Consider the following 16872-nt stretch of genomic DNA (forward strand, 5'->3'; position numbering starts at 1 on the left):
GCCGCACGCCCGCAAGGCGCTTTGCCGCGATCTTGTCCATCATCTGGGTCTGGATCGGCGACCGGTCGGTCAGCTTTCTAACCTGCACAAGCTCGGTGAAGCGGACGGGATTATCCCAGTCGACGCGGCGCCCATGGCGCCAGGCATAAAGAAGGCCGACGCGCTGCGCGGCGAGCGAAAACCCCCGATCAAGCTCGAGGTGCGTCGCCGCGGGAGCAACTGCCGCGGTCATGGCGCCTTTGTTCCACGACAACGACTGACGCCCGGATTGTCGCTTGCCTGCAGGTCGGTTGAAGCGGTCAGGAGCCCAGCATGCTTCGTTGGTTCGCCCGCAGCCATCATGAAGCAGGAAACCGCGCTGGTGCGAAAAGGCTGCCTCTCCCGATCATTTGTTCGATTATTGGGGCCGGGTCCGCCCATGCCAGTCAGGCAGCCGTGCCCACCATCCGGCCGATTCCGGCCGTGATGGCCATCGCGAGCGCCCCCCAGAATATGACGCGTGCAACCGGACGGGCGGGCGCGGCGCCGCCGGCCAACGCCCCGAGCCATCCCAGTGCGGCGAGGAACAGGAGCGACCCGAGGGCTTCGAGCGCAACGATCCGAGTCGTCGGCGCCATGGCCGCGACGAGGAGCGGCAGCGAAGCGCCGGCTGTGAAGGTGGCGCCAGACGCCGCGACGCCGATAATGAGACTTGCGGTCGAAACGATCCCGTCGTTCGCGCCGAGCACGGCTACCCGCAGCCACCCCGTCCGCGATACGAGATGGGCTTCGCGGTGATCGCCGCGCGCGGACGGCCGGGGACCGAGCGTGAGGGCGCCCGTCATCCGTCGCGCCCTTCAACCCACATTAATGCCGCGCCCCGATCCTCGGGCTTGAACACCCGATAGCTGATATGCGGCAGAAGCGCGCTTTCGATCCGCGTGAGGGCCCGGATCCATAGTTGATCGGCGACGACCGCAACGCGTCCGAACCGGTCGAGCTTTGCGAAAAGCGGTGCGGCCCGCGCGATGTGCGCGGCCAGCCCGCTGATCTCGATACCGTCGATCGACCGCGTCTCGGCATAGACATGCACAGTCTCGTTCGCCGCCATCGCGGCGTCGAGCCGGTCCATGATCGAGGCCAGATCCTCTCCCGTGATCTTGCCCTCGATACGGACGGCGAGCACATCGTCCTTCGTGTCGATCATTTCGAACATGACGGGGCCTTTCCGGTGACGCTCGCCAGCATCGCCGCGACAGCGAGCAGGTCGAGCGTGAGGCTCTGCGCCGCGGGGAGGATCGAGGCGAATGGCCAGGCGAACCCGATCGCGAGCGATACCATCATGCTGACCGCGCCCGAGAGATAGAGCCATCCGCGGCCCGCATGGTTGCGCGCGAGCGCGAGCGTCAGCCGCGCCGCCGCTCCAGCCGCGAGAACGCCAGCCATCGCCATCGCGCTATGATAGCCGCCGAGCAACGGATCGACGAACAGGATGGTCGCCTGAACCAGACAGGCGAGCGCGCTCGCGAGCCAGAGCCGGCGATCCAGCCGGTCGGCGCAGGTCGCCGCCATGCGGGCCTGGACGAGCGCCGCGAACAGCATCGCGGCAACCAGCATATAGATGGCGGCAATCGTCTCGAGGAAGGAGCGCGACAGGATGAACAGGATGAAAAGGCACACCGCCACCCCGATCTCGAGAACCGAGATTTCTCTCCAGAAGCTGTTCTGCACCGGGCGGCCGGGCGCATTGGTCGCAATCATAATCGTCTCCCTTACGGAAATGGCGTTGGCAGCAGGCGTAACGCAGCGCTGGAAGCGCCGCATTGCGGGATTCTACGGACTCGTCCGTTCCTGCGTTTCCGTCTGCCGCGCCGTGGCGCCGGCCCCAGCGGCGATATCTTAGCGGTCCGCGGCCAGCAGCTCGCGGAACGCGGTAAGGCGCGTCCGATACCCCTCGGCACCGCCAAATTCGAGAAACTCATAATAGCGCTGGTGCGGGTCGCTGATTCTGAGCGCGTGCTTGATCGGGCACCAATATTGCTCGGTTCGGCTTCCGATCTCGCGGGCGTAAGCGATGACGCCATTGGCATAAGCGCAATAGGCACAGTTCAGCGCTTCGACCCAGTTGAGATAGGCGAGGCGCCCCCGGTCGAACGCGATATAGTCGCGTCGATCGACGCGGGCGATGCCATAGGCGCGAAAGCAGATGGCCTGGTAGAAGCTGATCCAGATATCGAGCAGGAGCATGGGAAGCAGCATCGAGTAGATGACGGGCGCGCTGATCACGGCACCGAAGGAGGAGCGGGCGAGAAAAGCGCGAACGCTGGTCTTGAGTTTCCGTTGTTCGATCACGATGCCGCGCTCGAATTCGACAAGTCGGTCATGGACGCGCACGCCCAGCGCCCTCCGCCGCTGTTCGATCTCGCGATCGAGTTCGGCCTGCAGATCGACGATGGTCCGTGCGATCTCTTTCATGCGCTGGGTCACGCGGCGGACCTCGCCGCAGCGGGATCGGCCGCTTCGATGATGACCTTGAGCGCTTTCGTCTCGGCCGCCCTGGAGAAGATGTCATAGGCGTCCATCATGTCGGCCATTGCAAAATGGTGGGTGACAAGCTGTTCGGGATCCAATTGTTTCGCCTCGACCATCCGCAGCAGCTGCGGCGTCGAGACGGTGTCGACCAATCGCGTCGTGATCGTGATATTGTGGGACCACAGACGCTCGAGATGCAGGTCGGCCTTGGCGCCATGCACGCCGACGTTCGCAATCGTTCCTCCGGCTGCGACGAGGAGCTGGCAAAGTTCGAAGGTGGCGGCGACGCCGACCGCCTCGATCACCGTATCGGCACCGCGCCCGCCCGTCATCTCCATCAGCGCCGCCGCGGCGTCGCGCCTGCCGCTGTTGATCGTGTCGCTGGCGCCGAACCGGCGCGCGACGGCGAGGCGGGCCTCGTCGAGATCGATCATGATGATCCGGGCGGGCGAGAAGAGCTGCGCAGTGAGCAGCGCGGCAAGGCCAATCGGTCCCGCGCCGACGATCGCGACGGTCGATCCCGGGGCGACCTTGCCGTTGAGCACGCCGCATTCGAAGCCGGTCGGGAGGATGTCGCTGAGCATGACCAGCGCATCCTCGTCGGCCTGCTCGGGAATGGCATAGAGGCTGGTGTCGGCATGCGGTATGCGAACATATTCGGCCTGGGTGCCATCGATGGTATTGCCGAGGATCCAGCCGCCGGTTGCGCAATGCGATTGCATGCCCCGGCGGCAATATTCGCAGCGCCCGCACGCGGTGATACAGCTGATCAGAACATGATCGCCGGGCGCGAAAGCCGTCACGCCCGCCCCGATGCTGTCGACGATACCCACGCCCTCATGCCCGAGGATGCGCCCCGGCTCGCAGCTGGGGACATCGCCTTTCAATATGTGAAGGTCGGTGCCGCAAATGGTCGTCTTCGTGATGCGCACGATCGCGTCGCCCGCATCCCGCACCTGCGGAACGGGCCGCTCCTCGACGGCCTTCAGGCCGGGGCCGTTATAGATGAGGGCTTTCATGCGAAGTCTCCTTTGTGGGTGGAAGGGCGCCCGGCTTTGGCGTTGCCGGCCTCGCTCATCGCGTCGGCACCGGGATGCTAGCTTTCCGCCTATGCCGCGCGGCGCCGCCGTTTCTGTTCGGAGCGTGCCGCCTCATAGCCGGCGAGGACCCGCCGCATCTCGTCGAGCGCCTTGCGGCGGCCTTTCTCGCTGCGGATATGGGCGAGGTTATGCTTCAGATTGGCGGCGAAATCGGCATAGTCATTCTGCCAGTCTTCGCCCGCGAACTGGGCAAGATCGACGCGTCCGGTCTGGATTCGCTTGGGCGGTGCGCCGGGGGTGAGCGCGAAGCTCTCGCCGATCGCAGGGGCGACGACGGCGAGGCCCGGCGTCTCGGATTGGATAAGCGAGCGAAGCGCTTCGATCGCTTCGCTCTCGCCATGGTCAAGAAAAAGTCCGCCGCGGATCGGATGACGCTCGCGAATCCAGGCCGCAAGCTCGTCCCGGTCGGCATGCGCCGAATAGCTTTCGATGCGCCGGACGGCGGCGCGAACGTTGATGTCCTTGCCCGAAAGCCGCACGCGCTCGGCCCCGTCGAGGATAACCCGCCCGAGCGATCCGCGCGCCTGGAACCCGACGAACAAGATCGTCGACTGGCGCCGGTGCAGATTATGCTCGAGATGGTGGCGGATGCGCCCGCCCTCGCACATGCCAGAGGCAGCGAGAATGATGGCACCCGACACGCTGTTGAGGCGGATCGATTCGGCGACATCCTCGACATAGCGGATCGAGGGGTGACGGAAGATGTCGCTGCCGGCGACATCCTCGAGTTCGGCCGCGTGCGCCGCGAAGACTTTCGTTGCCTGGCTCGCAAGGGGTGAGTCGACCAAGATGGGGACGTTCGGGATGCGGTTTGCCTCGGCGAGGCGGGCGAGGTCGAGCAACAGCTCCTGCGTCCGCTCGAGCGCGAACGCCGGGATGATAAGGTTGCCGCCGCGCGCGAGCGCGGCCTTCACTTCGATTTCTAGGAGCTGACGGCGGTCCTCGATCGTCAGTTTCGGCCGCGGCCGGTCGCCGTAGGTCGATTCGCATATGATGAAGTCCATGCCGGTGGGCGCGTCGGGATCGCTCTGGAATGCCTTGTTGTCGGGTCCAAGGTCGCCCGAGAAGAGCAGGCGAACCCCGCCCGCCTCAAGCTCGACCGAGGCGGAGCCCAAGATATGCCCGGCATTCCACAGCCGCGCCTTGAAGCCCGGTGCGGGCTCGAACCAGGTCCCAAGCCCGGTAGGCTTGGTCAGGCGCCACGCGCGCAGTGCATCGGCCTCGGTGTAGAGTGGCTCGAACATCTTTTCGCCCGCGCGGTCGTAGCGGCGGTTCCGGCGCGCGGTGTCGCTTTCCTGGATTCGACCGGCGTCGGCGAGCATATATTCGAGAAGGTCGGCGGTCGGCGCGGTGCACCAGACGGCACCGTGATATCCTTCTTTCGCCAGCTTCGGCAACAATCCGCAATGATCGATATGAGCATGGGTAAGAAGGACCGCGTCGATCGTTCCGACGTCGAACCCGAAGGCGCCATGGTTGAGCGTCTCGAGGCTTCGCGATCCCTGGAACAGCCCGCAGTCGATCAGGATCCTTCGCTCTCCGAGCGTGAGTTCCATGCAGGAGCCGGTGACTGTGCCGGCGGCACCATGGAAGGCAATCTTCAGCGGCGTTTCGGGGTCGGCCATGACGGTCTGTCTTTCGTTCGCAGGTGGAAGGAGAAGCGGCCTTGCATCGCGCTCAGCGCCCGGCCGCGCCATATCCGGTCATCGTCTCGAGCCACTTCGTGCGGTGCTCAGCATCGCCTTCGACATTGCCGACGATGCTTCGTTCCGTGGGCGCGATGCCGACAAAGCCTAGAATGTTGCGCTCGAGGCTGCGGAGGCTGTGCGCGCGAAAATAAACACGATAAAAGAGCGCGGGCATGCCCATCGTCACGACGATGTGCGCCGTTCGGCCCTTGAGGCGTTTTTCGGGCAAGCCCTTTGCCTTGGGCTCGAACGCGAAGCCGGGCCGCATCACCTGTTCGAAGAAGCCCTTGAGGCGGGCGGGCAGGTCGCCGAGCCAGAGCGGGTAGAAAATCACCAGATGTTCGGCCCAGGCAATATCGTCCTGCGCCTCGGCGATCGCGGGTGAGAGCGGTCCCTCTTCCCACTCGGTGCGACTTTCGAGCAGATCGAACGCGAGGCCTGCGACTTTGATGCGGCGGACGTCATGACCTGCAGCCAGCGCCGCGGCCCCATAGGTGTCGGCAAGCGCATGGACGAACCGTCCCGGATCGGGGTCGGGGTGCCCGTCGATGAGCGTGATCCGTCTGGCCTTCATGGCGAATTCCTAAAGGGTGCGGGCGCGGGCAATGGCACGCCGGAACGGACCACCGCGCCGGGCCGAGCTGGACGGAACGGGCGAGGCGCGGCGATCCGCCCGCCGCTTTTGAGATCGCTGCCGCATTCTTGCTATCCGTAGTTTCCCGCATGGTCCGGCCACGCGCACGGTCTTAGCGAAGCGGCATGCCGCTTAAGGACCAATACGGACCGCCCGCGCAGCGAGCGTTTCGCTCCCGCCCGAAAATCGCTATGGATGGCGACCGGGGGAAGGCGCACCTTGAGGATGGCGGCGCCTTTTTTGCAGCGCGGGCGGAGGCCGCGCGGTCGATGTCGATGTTGCAACGCTCTTTCGCGGCGCGTCTCGCCTGCGGGCTGGCTCTTGTCGCCGCCGCAGGGCTGCTGCGCTATGCACTCGAGCCCTGGCTCGCCGGCAATGCAGCCTTCCTGCTGTTCGCGCCCGCGATCCTCGCCGCCGCTGTCTTCGCCGGACCGCTTGTGGCATCGATCGCGACGGCTCCGGCTCTGCTTCTCGGCCTCTATTTTGCCGGCTATCGCGGCGACGGGACCTATAATCTGGTCGAGGCCGCAGTCTTCCTGCTCACCGCGGGCGGCACCGTCGCGCTGTCGCAGGCCTTCGAGCGGATGCGCAAGCGCATGCACGAAAGCGACCGCCACGCCGCGCGGCGCGACGCCGAGGCGGCGCTCGTCGCCGAGGAGCTCAATCTGCTGATCGACGGCGCCGAGGGCCATGCGATCTATCTGCTCGACGCTGGAGGCCGGGTCACGATCTGGAACAAGGGCGCCGAGCGCCTCAAGGGGTGGCGCGAAGACGAGGTCGTCGGAGAGGATGCCGCGATCTTCTACCCGCCCGATGCGATGGCCGCGGGCAAGCCCGCCGAAGATCTCGCGAGGGCCGCGCGCGAGGGCCGCCTCGAGACCGAAGACTGGCGCGTGCGCAAGGACGGTTCGGAGTTTCTCGCCGACGTCTCGATCACGGCGCTTCGCAACGATGACGGAAGTCTTCGCGGTTTTGCGAAGATCGTCTCGGACATCACCGGGCGCCGCGCATCCGAAGAAGCCTTGCGATCGCAGGAGAGCCATCTCCGCTCGATCCTGTCGACCGTGCCCGACGCGATGGTCGTGATCGACGATCAGGGTCTGATCGTGTCGTTCAGCGCTGCCGCCGAGCGCCTGTTCGGCTATCAGGAGGCCGAACTGCTTGGTGTCAATGTCAGCCGGCTCATGCCCTCGCCCGATTGCGAACGCCACGACGCCTATATCCGTCGCTACCTCGAAACAGGGGAAAAGCGCATTATCGGGATCGGACGGGTGGTGTTCGCCGAGCGCAAGGACGGTTCGACCTTTCCGATGGAATTGTCGATCGGCGAGGCGTCGAGTGACAGCCATCCGCTCTTCACCGGCTTCATTCGCGATCTCACCGAGCGCCAGCTGACCGAAGCGCGGCTCGAATCGCTCAAGTCCGAGCTGATCCACGTCTCGCGCGTGAGCGCGATGGGGACGATGGCATCGACGCTCGCGCACGAGCTCAACCAGCCGCTCACCGCGGTCGCCAATTATGTCGAGGCCATTCGCGACCTGCTCGCGAGTCCCGATCCCGCCGACATGCCGATGATCCGCGATGCGCTCGACGATACGGCGAAGGAAGCGCTGCGCGCCGGGCATATCGTCCGGCGGCTGCGCGATTTCGTCGCGCGGGGCGAGGTCGAGAAAACGATCGAGAAACTGCCGTTGCTCATCAACGAGGCGGCTGTTCTCGGGCTGATGGGCGCGCGCGAGAAGAGCGTCGAACCCCATTTCGACCTCGATCCTTATGCCTCGCCGGTACTCGTCGACAAGGTCCAGATCCAGCAGGTGCTGATCAACCTCATCCGCAACGCCGTCGAAGCGATGGCCGACAGCCCGGTGCGGCAGCTGACCGTCACGAGCCGTCCCGACCAGCGCGGCTTTGTCCGCGTGGTCGTCGCCGATACCGGCCCGGGGGTCACCCCCGAGGTCGCCGAGCAACTTTTCACGGCGTTCGTCAGCACGAAGGCCGAAGGCATGGGTCTCGGCCTTTCGATCTGCCGGACGATCGTCGAGGCCAATGGCGGCCGCATCTGGATGGAACCGCGCGCCGGCGGCGGGACCGAATTTCATTTCACGCTGGTGAGCGCGAAAGCGGAGGAAGATGATGTCGGATAGGAAGCTTGTGCATATCGTCGATGACGAGGAGGCGATCCGGCGCTCGGCGAGCTTCATGCTCAAGACCTCGGGCTATGCCGTCGAGACCTGGGCCAATGGCGTCACTTTCCTGAAGGAAATCCGGCATGTCTCCGAAGGCTGCATCCTCCTCGATGTACGTATGCCCGAGATGGACGGGCTCGAAGTCCAGCAGGCCTTGCTCGAGCGGGGGGTCACCATGCCGGTGATCGTGCTCACCGGCCATGCCGACGTCTCGATCGCAGTGCGCGCGATGAAGGCCGGCGCGGTCGATTTTCTCGAAAAGCCCTTTGAAAAGGCCGTGCTGATCGGCTCGATCGAGACCGCTTTCGCTCGCATGGCCGCCGCCGGCGGCGCCGTGGCCCGTTCCGCTGAGGCCGAGGTTGTTCTCGCCATCCTGACCCCGCGCGAGCGCGAGGTTCTCGAAGGTCTCGCGCAGGGACTGCCCAACAAAACGATCGCCTATAATCTCGGCATCTCGCCGCGCACGGTCGAGGTCCACCGCGCCAACCTCATGGCGAAGCTCGACGTCCGCAGCCTCTCGGACGCCCTCCGGCTCGCTTTCGCGGCTGGACTCGGCGCGTGACATCTGCGGACATTACGTAACGACCGCCTTCCGCGTCCCCGATAGGTTCTGTCCTTCGGAAGGATGCACCGCATGACCACAGGCCGCGGCGAATACCCCATGGCATCAACGCGCCGCTCGGCATCGGCGGCCGCCGCGCGGCAGCGCGGCACGGCGCCTCCGGTCGATCTGCTGACGCATCGCGAGATGGAGGTCGCGGCCGGGCTGGTGCGGGGACTTACGAACAAGCAGATCGGGCTCGAGCTCGGTATCAGCCATCGCACCGTCGAAATCCATCGCGCGCGCCTGATGCGCAAGCTCGGCGCCGCGACGCTCGCCGGGCTTCTCGGCATCGTTCTGCCGCAGCGCGACCGGATCGACGCGCTGATCGCCGAACAGGCAAAGGCACGGGCCTAGACCTTCCCCGCGACAAGAAAGAAAAAGAAGAGCAGGGTGGCCGCTGCCATCACCGCAGTCGCCGCCCAGCCCGACCAGAGCTGCCGCCGCGAAATCCGGAGGCGCCCCATTGCGCGCGGATTGCGCGCAATCAGCATCATCACGACCATGAGCGGCGCGGCCAGCACGCCATTGACGACCGCGGCCCAGTAAAGCGCGCGTGCCGGGTCGATCCCGATCGCCGAGAGCGAAGCCCCCGCGAGCGTCGTCGCGGCGATCGTGCCGTAGAAGAGACGGGCGGAGAGCGGCTTGGCGTCGAGGCTGCCCGCCATGCCCGCCATTTCGGTCACCGCATAGGCGGCCGATCCCGCGAGCACGGGCACGGCGAGAAGGCCGGTGCCGATGATCCCGAGCGCGAACATCGCGAAGGCGAACCCCCCCGCGACCGGGCGCAGCGCTTCTGCCGCCTGCGCCGAGGTCGCGATGTCCCGCACCCCCTCTGCGTGCAGCGTCGCCGCGGTCGCGAAGACGATTGCAAGCGAGATTAATGTGCTCAACGCCATACCGGTCAGCGTGTCGATACGGATCCGCTTCAGCTCCGGGCCCGCCGTGGCCGGCGTCAGGCACAGCGGTTTTGCATGATGACGATGCTGTTCCTCGATTTCCTGCCCGGCCTGCCAGAAAAAGAGATAGGGGCTGATCGTCGTGCCGAGGATCGCGACGAAGGCCGTGGCATAGCCGGCGTTGAACTCGATATCGGGTATCACCATCGACCCGAGCGCCTGGCTCCAGGGGACATGGACGACGAACAGTACCGCGACATAGGTGAAGAGGGTGAGCGTCGTCCATTTGAGTATCGCGGCATAGCGTGGATAGCTGAGCCCGACCTCGAGGACGATGCTGAGGATGCCGAACAGCAGGGTGTAGAGCCCGGCATTGCCGCCGGCGAGCAGCGCCAGCGCCGCGCCCATGGCGCCGAGATCGGCGCCGAGGTTGATGATGTTCGCCACCAGCAGGAGCGATACCATCGACCAGAGGAGGGGACGCGGATAGTGCCGCCGCAGATTGCGGGCGATCCCCGCTCCCGTAACCCGCCCGATCTCCGCGGCGATGCCCTGGATGGCAACCATCAGCGGGAAGCTGAGCACGAAGGTCCAGGACAGGCGATAGCCGAAGGCCGCGCCGATCTGGCTATGGGTCCCGATCCCGCTCGGGTCGTCGTCGGCGGCGCCGGCGATCAGCCCCGGGCCGAGCGTGCGAAGAAATTCTCTCGGGCTAGGCCTGGCCGCTGCCGATGCGGCGGGAGCCCTTGCGTTCTCGCCACGGGTGATCGGCATCGATGGTCTTTCTTTTTCGGACGTTCGCGCCCGCGAGGGCCACGATCGGTATTCGGGCCTCAGAAGAGAAGGATCGGGACAAGCGTGAGGCTCGCCGCGACGCTGAGGACGAGCGGCAGCGCGAGCTTCCACCCCTTCCGCCAGCCGGCGATCGCCACGGCGGTCGCGCCCTTGAACAAGGTGTTGGCGAGAACCGGGGCGACGATCACGGTGGTCGCGAGCTGGCCTTTGAGCAGGCCGTGGGGAAGTGAGCCCACGGCGATGATCGCCGAGTCGACGTCGGCCAGTCCCGAGAGCGCTATGACGAGCGCGAGGCCGCGCTCGCCGACCAGCGCCATCGTCCAGCGGGCGACCACCGTCAGCAGCATGACGAGCAGCATCAGGCCGATCGCCGGGGTGAGGCGGAACGGGTTCTTGAGTTCGACGGGGCGGTCGCTGGCGCTGGTATCGCGGCGGCTGCGCAACGCAAGGAATATGGCTCCGCCGCTCACCAGCGCCGCGGGCGCGGCGATCACGGCGAATCCGGGCATGGCCGCCGGCGCCAGCACCGCAGTCAGGATCGCCGCGCGGATCAGCATCACCGCCGACGCGGCGCCGATCCCGGCGATCGCCATCGCCTCGCTTTCCTCGCCGTCGCGCACGCGCATCGCGAGCGCCGCGGTGACCGCCGTCGAGGAGACCATCGCGCCGGTCGCGGCCATGACGAGAGTGCCGCGCGAGGCACCGAAGCGCTTGGAGGCAATATAGCCGAGAAAGGAGAAGCCCGAGACGAAGACCACGACCATCCAGAGCTGGCGTGGATTCCACGCGTCATAGGGACCGAAGTGCTGGTCGGGCAGCAAGGGCAGTATGGCGAGCGCGATCAGCGCAAAGCGGACGATCGCCCCGACCTCGACATCGCTGAGCCCCGCGATCCAGCGATGCAGCTCGTCGCGGAGCGCGAGCACCAGCGTCATGGCAACGGCAATCACCGTCGCCATCTCGCTTCGGCCGCTCGCGGCGAGATAACCGCAGCCGAGCGTGATGAGGGCGGCGAGGCTCGTGGTCCCGCTGAGCTGGTCGGGCGGCCGCGCGCTCTTCGCATAGCCGATGAGAATGAGGATCGCTGCGGCGCCGGAGACGATCGCTGCAATCGCCGGGGCCTGAGCTGCTGCCGCCATGCCGCCCGCGAGGCCGAACAGGGCAAAGGTCCGCACGCCGGCGAAGCGGCTTCCCGCCGCCTCGTTGCGCAGACTCCAGCCGCGCTGGACGCCGACGAGCAGCCCGAGGAGGAGCGCGAGCCCAAGTCCGGCGAGCCCTTCGAGTCCAGCGCTTGATAGTGCGTCGGTCATGGTGCGCATCCGGCGCCGCTGCTCAGTCGCCGCGCTCGCGCTCGCAAGCGATGCAGAGCGTCGCAGTTGGCAAGGCCGCGAGGCGCGCAGGATCGATCGGCGTGCCGCACGAGGTGCAGAGACCATAATGACCGGCATCAAGCCGCGCGATCGCATGCCGGATCGCTCGCATTTCCGTGTCCGCGGCGTGCTGCTGCGCGTCGAGCGCCTCGTCATCTTCGCGTTCGATCGCCTGCTCGGCCGAATCGTCGTCGAGCGGCGCGCGCTGCTCGCTTTCCACCCGCTCGACCATCGCGGCCAGACGATCGATCCGCGCGACGAGGTCGGCGCGAATCTCGGCCAGATTGTACATCACGCCGCCTCTTCGTGCGCGATGAGCGCGGCGATCTCGTCGAGGATGGACAGGCGCTTCTTCTTCAGCGTCTCCAGCTCGTCGTCGGGCACCGCGGCAAGGCAGGCCTCGAAGCGCTGGATCTGGGTCGAAAGGTCATGATGATCTTCGGCAAGCTTGCGGAAATGGGCGTTGTCGAGCTTGAGCGCATGGAGCGTCGGCCCATGGTCGGGAAACAGCGTGTGAAGGTCGTGGCCGGCTTCGCTCATCTTCGGTCCTTTCGTCGCGGATTTGTCTCGCCGGATTGCGCCGGGACGCGCCGCCTGTCGTTACGCAATAGCCCTTACGCCCGGCGTGGGCCGAGCCGCCGACGGCGCCCGGCAACGCGCCGCGCGAGCGGCATACGTACAGTTGCGTAATCACCTCTGCGCGGCGGTTCGCTATCTGAACCGCATGAGGGTTCAGCCAAATCCATTCCGCCACCATGGCGGCCTCCGCCCCACACCGGGCCGGAGCGCCGTGCCCGCATCGCTTGCGGGAGCATGGCGATGAGCGATTGCGCCTCCTGCGCCGTGCGGTGCCGCGCCATCTGCGCCAGCCTTGCTGTCGACGAAGCCGCAGAACTTGGCCGCATGGGGCGGCGGCAGCGCGTGAAGGCGGGTCACACCCTGCTCTGGGAAGGTGACGAAGCGCCGACGGTCGCGAATGTCCTTTCGGGGGTGCTCAAGCTCGTCGTCGCCACCGCCGATGGCCGCGAGCAGATCGTTGGTCTGGTCTTCCCTTCCGATTTTATCGGCCGCCCGTTCGGCAAGCAAAGCCCTTACCGGGTCACCGCAATGACCGACGCGGAGGTCTGCATCTTCAATCGCCACCAGTTCGACGACTTCGCGGGCCGCCATCCGCATTTGCAGCAAAAGCTTCTGCACCGCACCCTCGACGAACTGGATCGGGCGCGGCACTGGATGATGCTCCTCGGCCGCAAATCGGCGCCCGAGAAGGTCGCCTCCTTTCTGCTCGATATGGAAGAACGGCTTCCCGGCGGCACCGGCGATGCGTCGGGCGGATTCGAGCTGCCCTTCGGCCGCCAGCAGATCGCCGACATATTGGGACTCACCATCGAGACGACCTCCCGGCAACTCACGCGCATGCGCTGCAACGGACTCGTCGACCTTCCCTCGCGGCGCGCGGTGCGGATCAACGACCGGGCCGGCGTCGCGGCCATGGCCGGCTGAACCGATGGCCAGTTATTTGAAAATCGCCGGAAAGGCGGCGATCCTCCTGGGCGCGGCGCTGTGGATGCCCCTCGCGGCGTCGGCCGAGGCCGCGACCCCGCAGGGGAGCGTTCTCGAAGCAGCCGAGCGGCTGGCACCCGGCGAGTATATCTGGGCGCCCGAGATCGTCCCGCGCGGCCCTTTGCTCATGATCGTGAGCCTCGCGACCCAGCGCGCCACCCTCTATCGCAATGGCGTGCCGGTCGCGATCACCACCGTCTCGACGGGCAAGGCGGGCCATGAAACCCCGACCGGCGTCTTCACGATCCTTCAGCGCGACATCGATCATCGCTCGAACCTCTACGACGATGCGCCCATGCCCTATATGCAGCGACTGACCTGGGGTGGGGTTGCGCTACATGGCGGAAGCTTGCCGGGCTATCCGGCGTCGCATGGCTGTATCCGGCTGCCGCAGGCCTTTGCTCGCCTCCTCTATGGCGTGACGCGGCTCGGGATGACGGTCATCGTCACCGAGGCCGCCGCCGTGCCGCGCGCCGCCCCCGGCGATCCCCTGCTCCGGACCGGGCAAACACCGGCAGAGGGCGCGGTGCTATGGGAGCCGGGCCGGGCTCCTAGCGGCCCCGTGTCGATCATTATCAGCGCCGTCGACCAGCGGCTGCTGGTGCTTCGCAACGGGATCATGATCGGATCGGCGCCCGCGCACATCGAAGGTCCGGTGACGGGCACCTCGGCATTCGTCCGCCAGTCGGGCGCATCGGGCGCGGCAGCTTGGCTCGAGGTTGCCATCCCCGGCGCAATTGCCTCCAAGATGCCGGCACCCTTCGCCGGACGCGTCGATATCGCGGCCGATCTGCGCGCGCTGCTTGCCCCGCTCATGACCGCGGGAACCAGCGTCATCGTGACGCCGGACTCGCTTCGCGCCGCGAGCCCGGCCCCGGTCGAGATCCTCGGCGGCGACGAGAGTAATGACGCGCCGACACGCTAAGGCGAGATCGCATCGGCCGGCGTTTAAAGGCGCGGGGCGAGCGACAGGATGAGAGCGGGCCAAACATCGCCGATCCGAGCTTGAGCCGCAGCAGTGCTTCGCTGCGCGAGCCCTTGTGAAGGGTTAAGGACATCGGTCTGCTCCCGTGGGTGGGGGGCAGGCGCGACCCCGGCGCACGTGTCTAGCTGCCAATCTTGATCTTGCGGACATGATCGCGCGCCTTTTCGGTCTTCGCGATTTCGACGCTAAGCAATCCATGCTTGAACCTGGCTTCGATCTTGTCGGCGTGGGCGAGGGCGGGGAGGGCAATCCGCCGCCGGAAGCTGCCGTGGCGCCGCTCGCTGATCAGATGCCCGTCCTCGCGCCGTTCGGACGATTATTCTTTCTCGCTCGCGAGCAGGAGCATGCCGTCGGCGACTTCGAGCCGGATATCCTTTTCGGTAAGGCCGGCGAGCTCGGCGGTCAGCTTGTAGGCCGACCCGGTGTCGAGCAGCTCGATCGCCGGGAGCGGGCTCACGAGCCGCGGCACATAGCTCAGCAGGCTGCGGCCGGGCAGTGCAAATTCCTCGAACATGCGGTCGAGTTCGCCGCGCATCCAGTTCATCGCGCCAAGTTCGGCCCGGGCGGGCTGGCTGCCCGCGGGGCGGGTCGGGGTAAGGTCGTTCATCAAACTGCTCCTTTTCAAAGCGGATTCTCGGGACGGCGGGCCGCGCCGGAGCAGGGGCCATCGCCATCGGGGACGCGATGTCGGACTTAACCAGCGGTTGCTGGCGTCTGAATCGGGGAAGCTCCCATTCGGAACACCCCTTACGGGAAGTTGCGGATAAGCGGCCGGCTCCGCACCGGGCAGGTTGAGCAAGCTTGCCGGGCGCTCGTTCGGGGCCATGCGACGAGCCTGGCTCCCGCCAAGCGGCGATCGAAGTATGCGAAGGAGATAGGTCATGCAGACGAAAAGTGACGGCCACCTGCAACGCGACGTGGTCGCCGAGCTCGAATGGGATCCGAGCGTCGATCACGCCGATATCGGCATCGCGGTGAACGACAGCGTCGTGACGCCTGGTCGGCGCCGGGCGTGACCGACGTCGAGGATTATCTCGCGGTCGACAGCTGATCCCGCTCGCCTTGGGGAAGAGGCGACCCCCCTGCGGCCGTCCGGACATCCGGACGGCCGCCTTTCTATCCGTATCATTGCGCATATCGGCCCGGGTGTACGGTCCATAAATTCATCGCGGACACAAAGGAGACGGCTCATGAAAAATATCCTGTTGCTCGTACATGACGACCATGGCCAGGAAGCCCGCCTGCAGGCGGCGCTCGATATCACCCGCGCGGTCGAAGGCCATCTGACCTGTATCGACGTCACCCCCTATCCGCTGATCGCGGGCGATGGCTTCGGCTTTGCCGAGACCGTCGTCGTCCTCGACGAGCGCGAAAGCGAAGCGAAGAACAAGTCGGTGATCAGCGACCGCCTGTCGCGCGAGGATGTCAGCTGGAGCTGGATCGACGCGATGGACGAGATCGCAAACGCGGTGCTCGATGCCGCCGATCTCGCCGACCTCATCATCCTCAATCGCGCGCTCGACGGCTTTCCAATGCCCGACATGCGCGACATTGCGAGCCGTATCGTGGCGCGGGCGAGCGCGCCCGTGCTCGCGGTGCCCGAGACGCTCGAGCGCTTCGAGTTTGAGCGTGCACTCGTCGCGTGGGACGGCCGCCCCTCGGCGGCGGCCGCGCTCCGCTCCGCGGTGCCGCTCCTCGCCTTCGCGAAGGAGGTCGAGATATTCACCGCGCAAGGGCCCGACAACCATATCGCGCCCGAGGACGCCGCGACCTATCTGTCGCACCACGGCATCAAGGCGAATGTTCGCAAGACCGACATCGGCAAGTTTCACGCCGATTTTCTGATCTCGGACGAAGCCAAGATGTTCCGTGCGGATTATATCGTGATGGGCGCCTATGGTCGCGGCCGCCTGCGCGAGACCTTCGGCGGCACAACGAAAAATCTGCTTTCGAAGAGCAAATTTCCCCTGCTGATGAGCCATTGATCGATGGCCCCTGGCCCTGCTTTCCAGCTTTGGGCTCGCGCTTCCGACAGGGCGAGCCCGACGATTTCACAAGACCTAGCATGTAGCGACCAGGAACCAGTCGCCATGCCAAAGCTTCGATAACGGGACCATGGACATGTTGATCGCCCGATCGGGTTGGCGCGAGGCACCGCCGACCATCCTTATCGTCGAGGATGACCCGGCAGTGCGTCGCTCGCTCCTCCTGCTTTTGCAGGGACGCGGATTTGCGGCGAAGGCCTGGTCAGCCGCCGATCCCGCGCTCGCCGAGGCGGCGCGCGCTGCGCCCGACTGTCTGATCGTCGATTACCGGCTCGAGAGCAGCGACGGGATCGCGATGCTCGGCGCGCTGCGCGCGCAGGGCTGGGATGGACCTGCCATCCTGATCTCGGCCTATCCGTCCGAGGAATTGAGCGCGCGGGCGCGCGAGGCGGGCTTTGCGCTTGTTCTCGAAAAGCCGCTGCGCGAGCATATGCTCGTCGACACCGTGACAAGGCTCACGCGCAGCGGCACGCCGTCCGCGAGCCCTTGAGGCGT

Annotated in this window: 20 protein-coding genes and 1 pseudogene; 8 read left to right on the forward strand and 13 right to left on the reverse strand. The window is 66.2% G+C overall.

The annotated features are described in order from the left end of the window. Positions 1-425: 425 nt before the first annotated feature. From AC3A43_RS12670 to AC3A43_RS12700, 7 genes are all read right to left on the reverse strand, one after another. Positions 426-824, reverse strand: coding sequence for a VIT1/CCC1 transporter family protein (locus tag AC3A43_RS12670; protein ID WP_487792891.1), 399 nt, complete (start codon positions 822-824; stop codon positions 426-428). Next, positions 821-1195 (reverse strand): SpoIIAA family protein, encoded by a 375-nt coding sequence (locus tag AC3A43_RS12675; RefSeq protein WP_487792892.1) that lies wholly within the window; start codon positions 1193-1195, stop codon positions 821-823. The genes AC3A43_RS12670 and AC3A43_RS12675 overlap by 4 nt, the downstream gene beginning before the upstream one ends. After that, on the reverse strand, positions 1183-1740 hold the full coding sequence (locus AC3A43_RS12680; protein WP_487792893.1) for a hypothetical protein: 558 nt from the start codon (positions 1738-1740) through the stop codon (positions 1183-1185). The genes AC3A43_RS12675 and AC3A43_RS12680 overlap by 13 nt, the downstream gene beginning before the upstream one ends. A 138-nt stretch (positions 1741-1878) precedes the next feature. Then, positions 1879-2466 carry a hypothetical protein gene (locus AC3A43_RS12685; RefSeq protein WP_487792894.1) on the reverse strand — a complete coding sequence of 196 codons (588 nt, stop codon included), beginning with the start codon at positions 2464-2466 and terminating at the stop codon, positions 1879-1881. Next, on the reverse strand, positions 2463-3530 hold the full coding sequence (locus tag AC3A43_RS12690) for a zinc-dependent alcohol dehydrogenase family protein (protein ID WP_487792895.1): 1068 nt from the start codon (positions 3528-3530) through the stop codon (positions 2463-2465). The genes AC3A43_RS12685 and AC3A43_RS12690 overlap by 4 nt, the downstream gene beginning before the upstream one ends. Before the next feature lie 89 nt (positions 3531-3619). After that, positions 3620-5236, reverse strand: a complete 1617-nt coding sequence (locus tag AC3A43_RS12695; protein WP_487792896.1) for an MBL fold metallo-hydrolase — start codon at positions 5234-5236, stop codon at positions 3620-3622. Positions 5237-5288: 52 nt separating this feature from the next. Next, on the reverse strand, positions 5289-5873 hold the full coding sequence (locus tag AC3A43_RS12700) for an NAD(P)H-dependent oxidoreductase (protein WP_487792897.1): 585 nt from the start codon (positions 5871-5873) through the stop codon (positions 5289-5291). 656 nt (positions 5874-6529) lie between these two features. Here AC3A43_RS12700 and AC3A43_RS12705 point away from each other — a divergent pair. The 3 genes from AC3A43_RS12705 (at position 6530) to AC3A43_RS12715 (ending at position 9077) form a co-directional block, all read left to right on the forward strand. Beyond that, positions 6530-8077 carry a PAS domain-containing sensor histidine kinase gene (locus AC3A43_RS12705; protein ID WP_487793048.1) on the forward strand — a complete coding sequence of 516 codons (1548 nt, stop codon included), beginning with the start codon at positions 6530-6532 and terminating at the stop codon, positions 8075-8077. Next, a complete protein-coding gene (locus AC3A43_RS12710; RefSeq protein ID WP_487793049.1) occupies positions 8067-8681 on the forward strand; it encodes a response regulator transcription factor in 615 nt (204 codons plus the stop codon). Before AC3A43_RS12705 ends, AC3A43_RS12710 begins: the two co-directional genes overlap by 11 nt. 72 nt (positions 8682-8753) lie before the next feature. Next, positions 8754-9077 carry a LuxR C-terminal-related transcriptional regulator gene (locus tag AC3A43_RS12715; RefSeq protein WP_487792898.1) on the forward strand — a complete coding sequence of 108 codons (324 nt, stop codon included), beginning with the start codon at positions 8754-8756 and terminating at the stop codon, positions 9075-9077. Here AC3A43_RS12715 and AC3A43_RS12720 read toward each other — a convergent pair. From AC3A43_RS12720 to AC3A43_RS12735, 4 genes are read right to left on the reverse strand one after another with little or no spacing between them, the layout of a single operon-like run. After that, entirely contained in the window at positions 9074-10393 is a 1320-nt protein-coding gene (locus tag AC3A43_RS12720; RefSeq protein WP_487792899.1) for an NRAMP family divalent metal transporter, read from the reverse strand. The two genes, AC3A43_RS12715 and AC3A43_RS12720, sit on opposite strands and share 4 nt — an antisense overlap. Positions 10394-10452: 59 nt before the next feature. Further along, on the reverse strand, positions 10453-11724 hold the full coding sequence (locus AC3A43_RS12725) for an MgtC/SapB family protein (RefSeq protein WP_487792900.1): 1272 nt from the start codon (positions 11722-11724) through the stop codon (positions 10453-10455). Between the two features lie 22 nt (positions 11725-11746). Further along, positions 11747-12076, reverse strand: a complete 330-nt coding sequence (locus AC3A43_RS12730; RefSeq protein WP_487792901.1) for a TraR/DksA family transcriptional regulator — start codon at positions 12074-12076, stop codon at positions 11747-11749. Continuing rightward, complete coding sequence (locus tag AC3A43_RS12735) at positions 12076-12324, reverse strand: HP1242/YdcH family protein (RefSeq protein ID WP_487792902.1); 249 nt, start codon at positions 12322-12324, stop codon at positions 12076-12078. Before AC3A43_RS12735 ends, AC3A43_RS12730 begins: the two co-directional genes overlap by 1 nt. 279 nt (positions 12325-12603) lie before the next feature. Between AC3A43_RS12735 and AC3A43_RS12740 the strand changes: the two genes are divergently transcribed. Further along, the gene (locus AC3A43_RS12740) at positions 12604-13287 is read left to right on the forward strand and encodes a Crp/Fnr family transcriptional regulator (protein ID WP_487792903.1); all 684 of its coding nucleotides are present in this window, start codon (positions 12604-12606) and stop codon (positions 13285-13287) included. A gap of 4 nt (positions 13288-13291) precedes the next feature. Continuing rightward, the gene (locus AC3A43_RS12745; protein ID WP_487792904.1) at positions 13292-14272 is read left to right on the forward strand and encodes a L,D-transpeptidase family protein; all 981 of its coding nucleotides are present in this window, start codon (positions 13292-13294) and stop codon (positions 14270-14272) included. A gap of 181 nt (positions 14273-14453) precedes the next feature. Here AC3A43_RS12745 and AC3A43_RS12750 read toward each other — a convergent pair. Both AC3A43_RS12750 and AC3A43_RS12755 read right to left on the reverse strand, forming a co-directional pair. Next, positions 14454-14630 (reverse strand): annotated as a pseudogene (locus AC3A43_RS12750) (Hsp20/alpha crystallin family protein); the annotation flags it as partial. Positions 14631-14648: 18 nt separating this feature from the next. After that, positions 14649-14939, reverse strand: a complete 291-nt coding sequence (locus AC3A43_RS12755; protein WP_487792905.1) for an Hsp20/alpha crystallin family protein — start codon at positions 14937-14939, stop codon at positions 14649-14651. A gap of 274 nt (positions 14940-15213) precedes the next feature. Between AC3A43_RS12755 and AC3A43_RS12760 the strand changes: the two genes are divergently transcribed. The 3 genes from AC3A43_RS12760 to AC3A43_RS12770 all read left to right on the forward strand — a co-directional run bounded on the left by AC3A43_RS12760 (position 15214) and on the right by AC3A43_RS12770 (position 16867). Continuing rightward, positions 15214-15348 carry a hypothetical protein gene (locus tag AC3A43_RS12760; protein WP_487792906.1) on the forward strand — a complete coding sequence of 45 codons (135 nt, stop codon included), beginning with the start codon at positions 15214-15216 and terminating at the stop codon, positions 15346-15348. Positions 15349-15522: 174 nt separating this feature from the next. Next, positions 15523-16317: a universal stress protein gene (locus tag AC3A43_RS12765; protein WP_487792907.1), complete on the forward strand. Its 795-nt coding sequence runs from the start codon at positions 15523-15525 to the stop codon at positions 16315-16317. 136 nt (positions 16318-16453) lie between these two features. Then, positions 16454-16867, forward strand: a complete 414-nt coding sequence (locus AC3A43_RS12770; RefSeq protein ID WP_487792908.1) for a response regulator — start codon at positions 16454-16456, stop codon at positions 16865-16867. The last annotated feature ends 5 nt before the right edge of the window (positions 16868-16872 follow it).

The sequence above is a fragment of the Sphingopyxis sp. Soil_C_28 genome (genome assembly GCF_057657055.1).

Excerpts from the sequence above, each read along its gene's own strand:
- AC3A43_RS12765 (WP_487792907.1), top strand. The coding sequence starts at position 15,523 with ATGAAAAATATCCTGTTGCTCGTACATGACGACCATGGCCAGGAAGCC.
- AC3A43_RS12755 (WP_487792905.1), bottom strand. The coding sequence starts at position 14,939 with ATGAACGACCTTACCCCGACCCGCCCCGCGGGCAGCCAGCCCGCCCGG.
- AC3A43_RS12725 (WP_487792900.1), bottom strand. The coding sequence starts at position 11,724 with ATGACCGACGCACTATCAAGCGCTGGACTCGAAGGGCTCGCCGGACTT.
- AC3A43_RS12690 (WP_487792895.1), bottom strand. The coding sequence starts at position 3,530 with ATGAAAGCCCTCATCTATAACGGCCCCGGCCTGAAGGCCGTCGAGGAG.
- AC3A43_RS12740 (WP_487792903.1), top strand. The coding sequence starts at position 12,604 with ATGAGCGATTGCGCCTCCTGCGCCGTGCGGTGCCGCGCCATCTGCGCC.
- AC3A43_RS12680 (WP_487792893.1), bottom strand. The coding sequence starts at position 1,740 with ATGATTGCGACCAATGCGCCCGGCCGCCCGGTGCAGAACAGCTTCTGG.
- AC3A43_RS12720 (WP_487792899.1), bottom strand. The coding sequence starts at position 10,393 with ATGCCGATCACCCGTGGCGAGAACGCAAGGGCTCCCGCCGCATCGGCA.
- AC3A43_RS12760 (WP_487792906.1), top strand. The coding sequence starts at position 15,214 with ATGCAGACGAAAAGTGACGGCCACCTGCAACGCGACGTGGTCGCCGAG.
- AC3A43_RS12675 (WP_487792892.1), bottom strand. The coding sequence starts at position 1,195 with ATGTTCGAAATGATCGACACGAAGGACGATGTGCTCGCCGTCCGTATC.
- AC3A43_RS12715 (WP_487792898.1), top strand. The coding sequence starts at position 8,754 with ATGACCACAGGCCGCGGCGAATACCCCATGGCATCAACGCGCCGCTCG.
- AC3A43_RS12700 (WP_487792897.1), bottom strand. The coding sequence starts at position 5,873 with ATGAAGGCCAGACGGATCACGCTCATCGACGGGCACCCCGACCCCGAT.
- AC3A43_RS12705 (WP_487793048.1), top strand. The coding sequence starts at position 6,530 with ATGCACGAAAGCGACCGCCACGCCGCGCGGCGCGACGCCGAGGCGGCG.
- AC3A43_RS12770 (WP_487792908.1), top strand. The coding sequence starts at position 16,454 with ATGTTGATCGCCCGATCGGGTTGGCGCGAGGCACCGCCGACCATCCTT.
- AC3A43_RS12710 (WP_487793049.1), top strand. The coding sequence starts at position 8,067 with ATGTCGGATAGGAAGCTTGTGCATATCGTCGATGACGAGGAGGCGATC.
- AC3A43_RS12695 (WP_487792896.1), bottom strand. The coding sequence starts at position 5,236 with ATGGCCGACCCCGAAACGCCGCTGAAGATTGCCTTCCATGGTGCCGCC.
- AC3A43_RS12730 (WP_487792901.1), bottom strand. The coding sequence starts at position 12,076 with ATGTACAATCTGGCCGAGATTCGCGCCGACCTCGTCGCGCGGATCGAT.
- AC3A43_RS12670 (WP_487792891.1), bottom strand. The coding sequence starts at position 824 with ATGACGGGCGCCCTCACGCTCGGTCCCCGGCCGTCCGCGCGCGGCGAT.
- AC3A43_RS12735 (WP_487792902.1), bottom strand. The coding sequence starts at position 12,324 with ATGAGCGAAGCCGGCCACGACCTTCACACGCTGTTTCCCGACCATGGG.
- AC3A43_RS12745 (WP_487792904.1), top strand. The coding sequence starts at position 13,292 with ATGGCCAGTTATTTGAAAATCGCCGGAAAGGCGGCGATCCTCCTGGGC.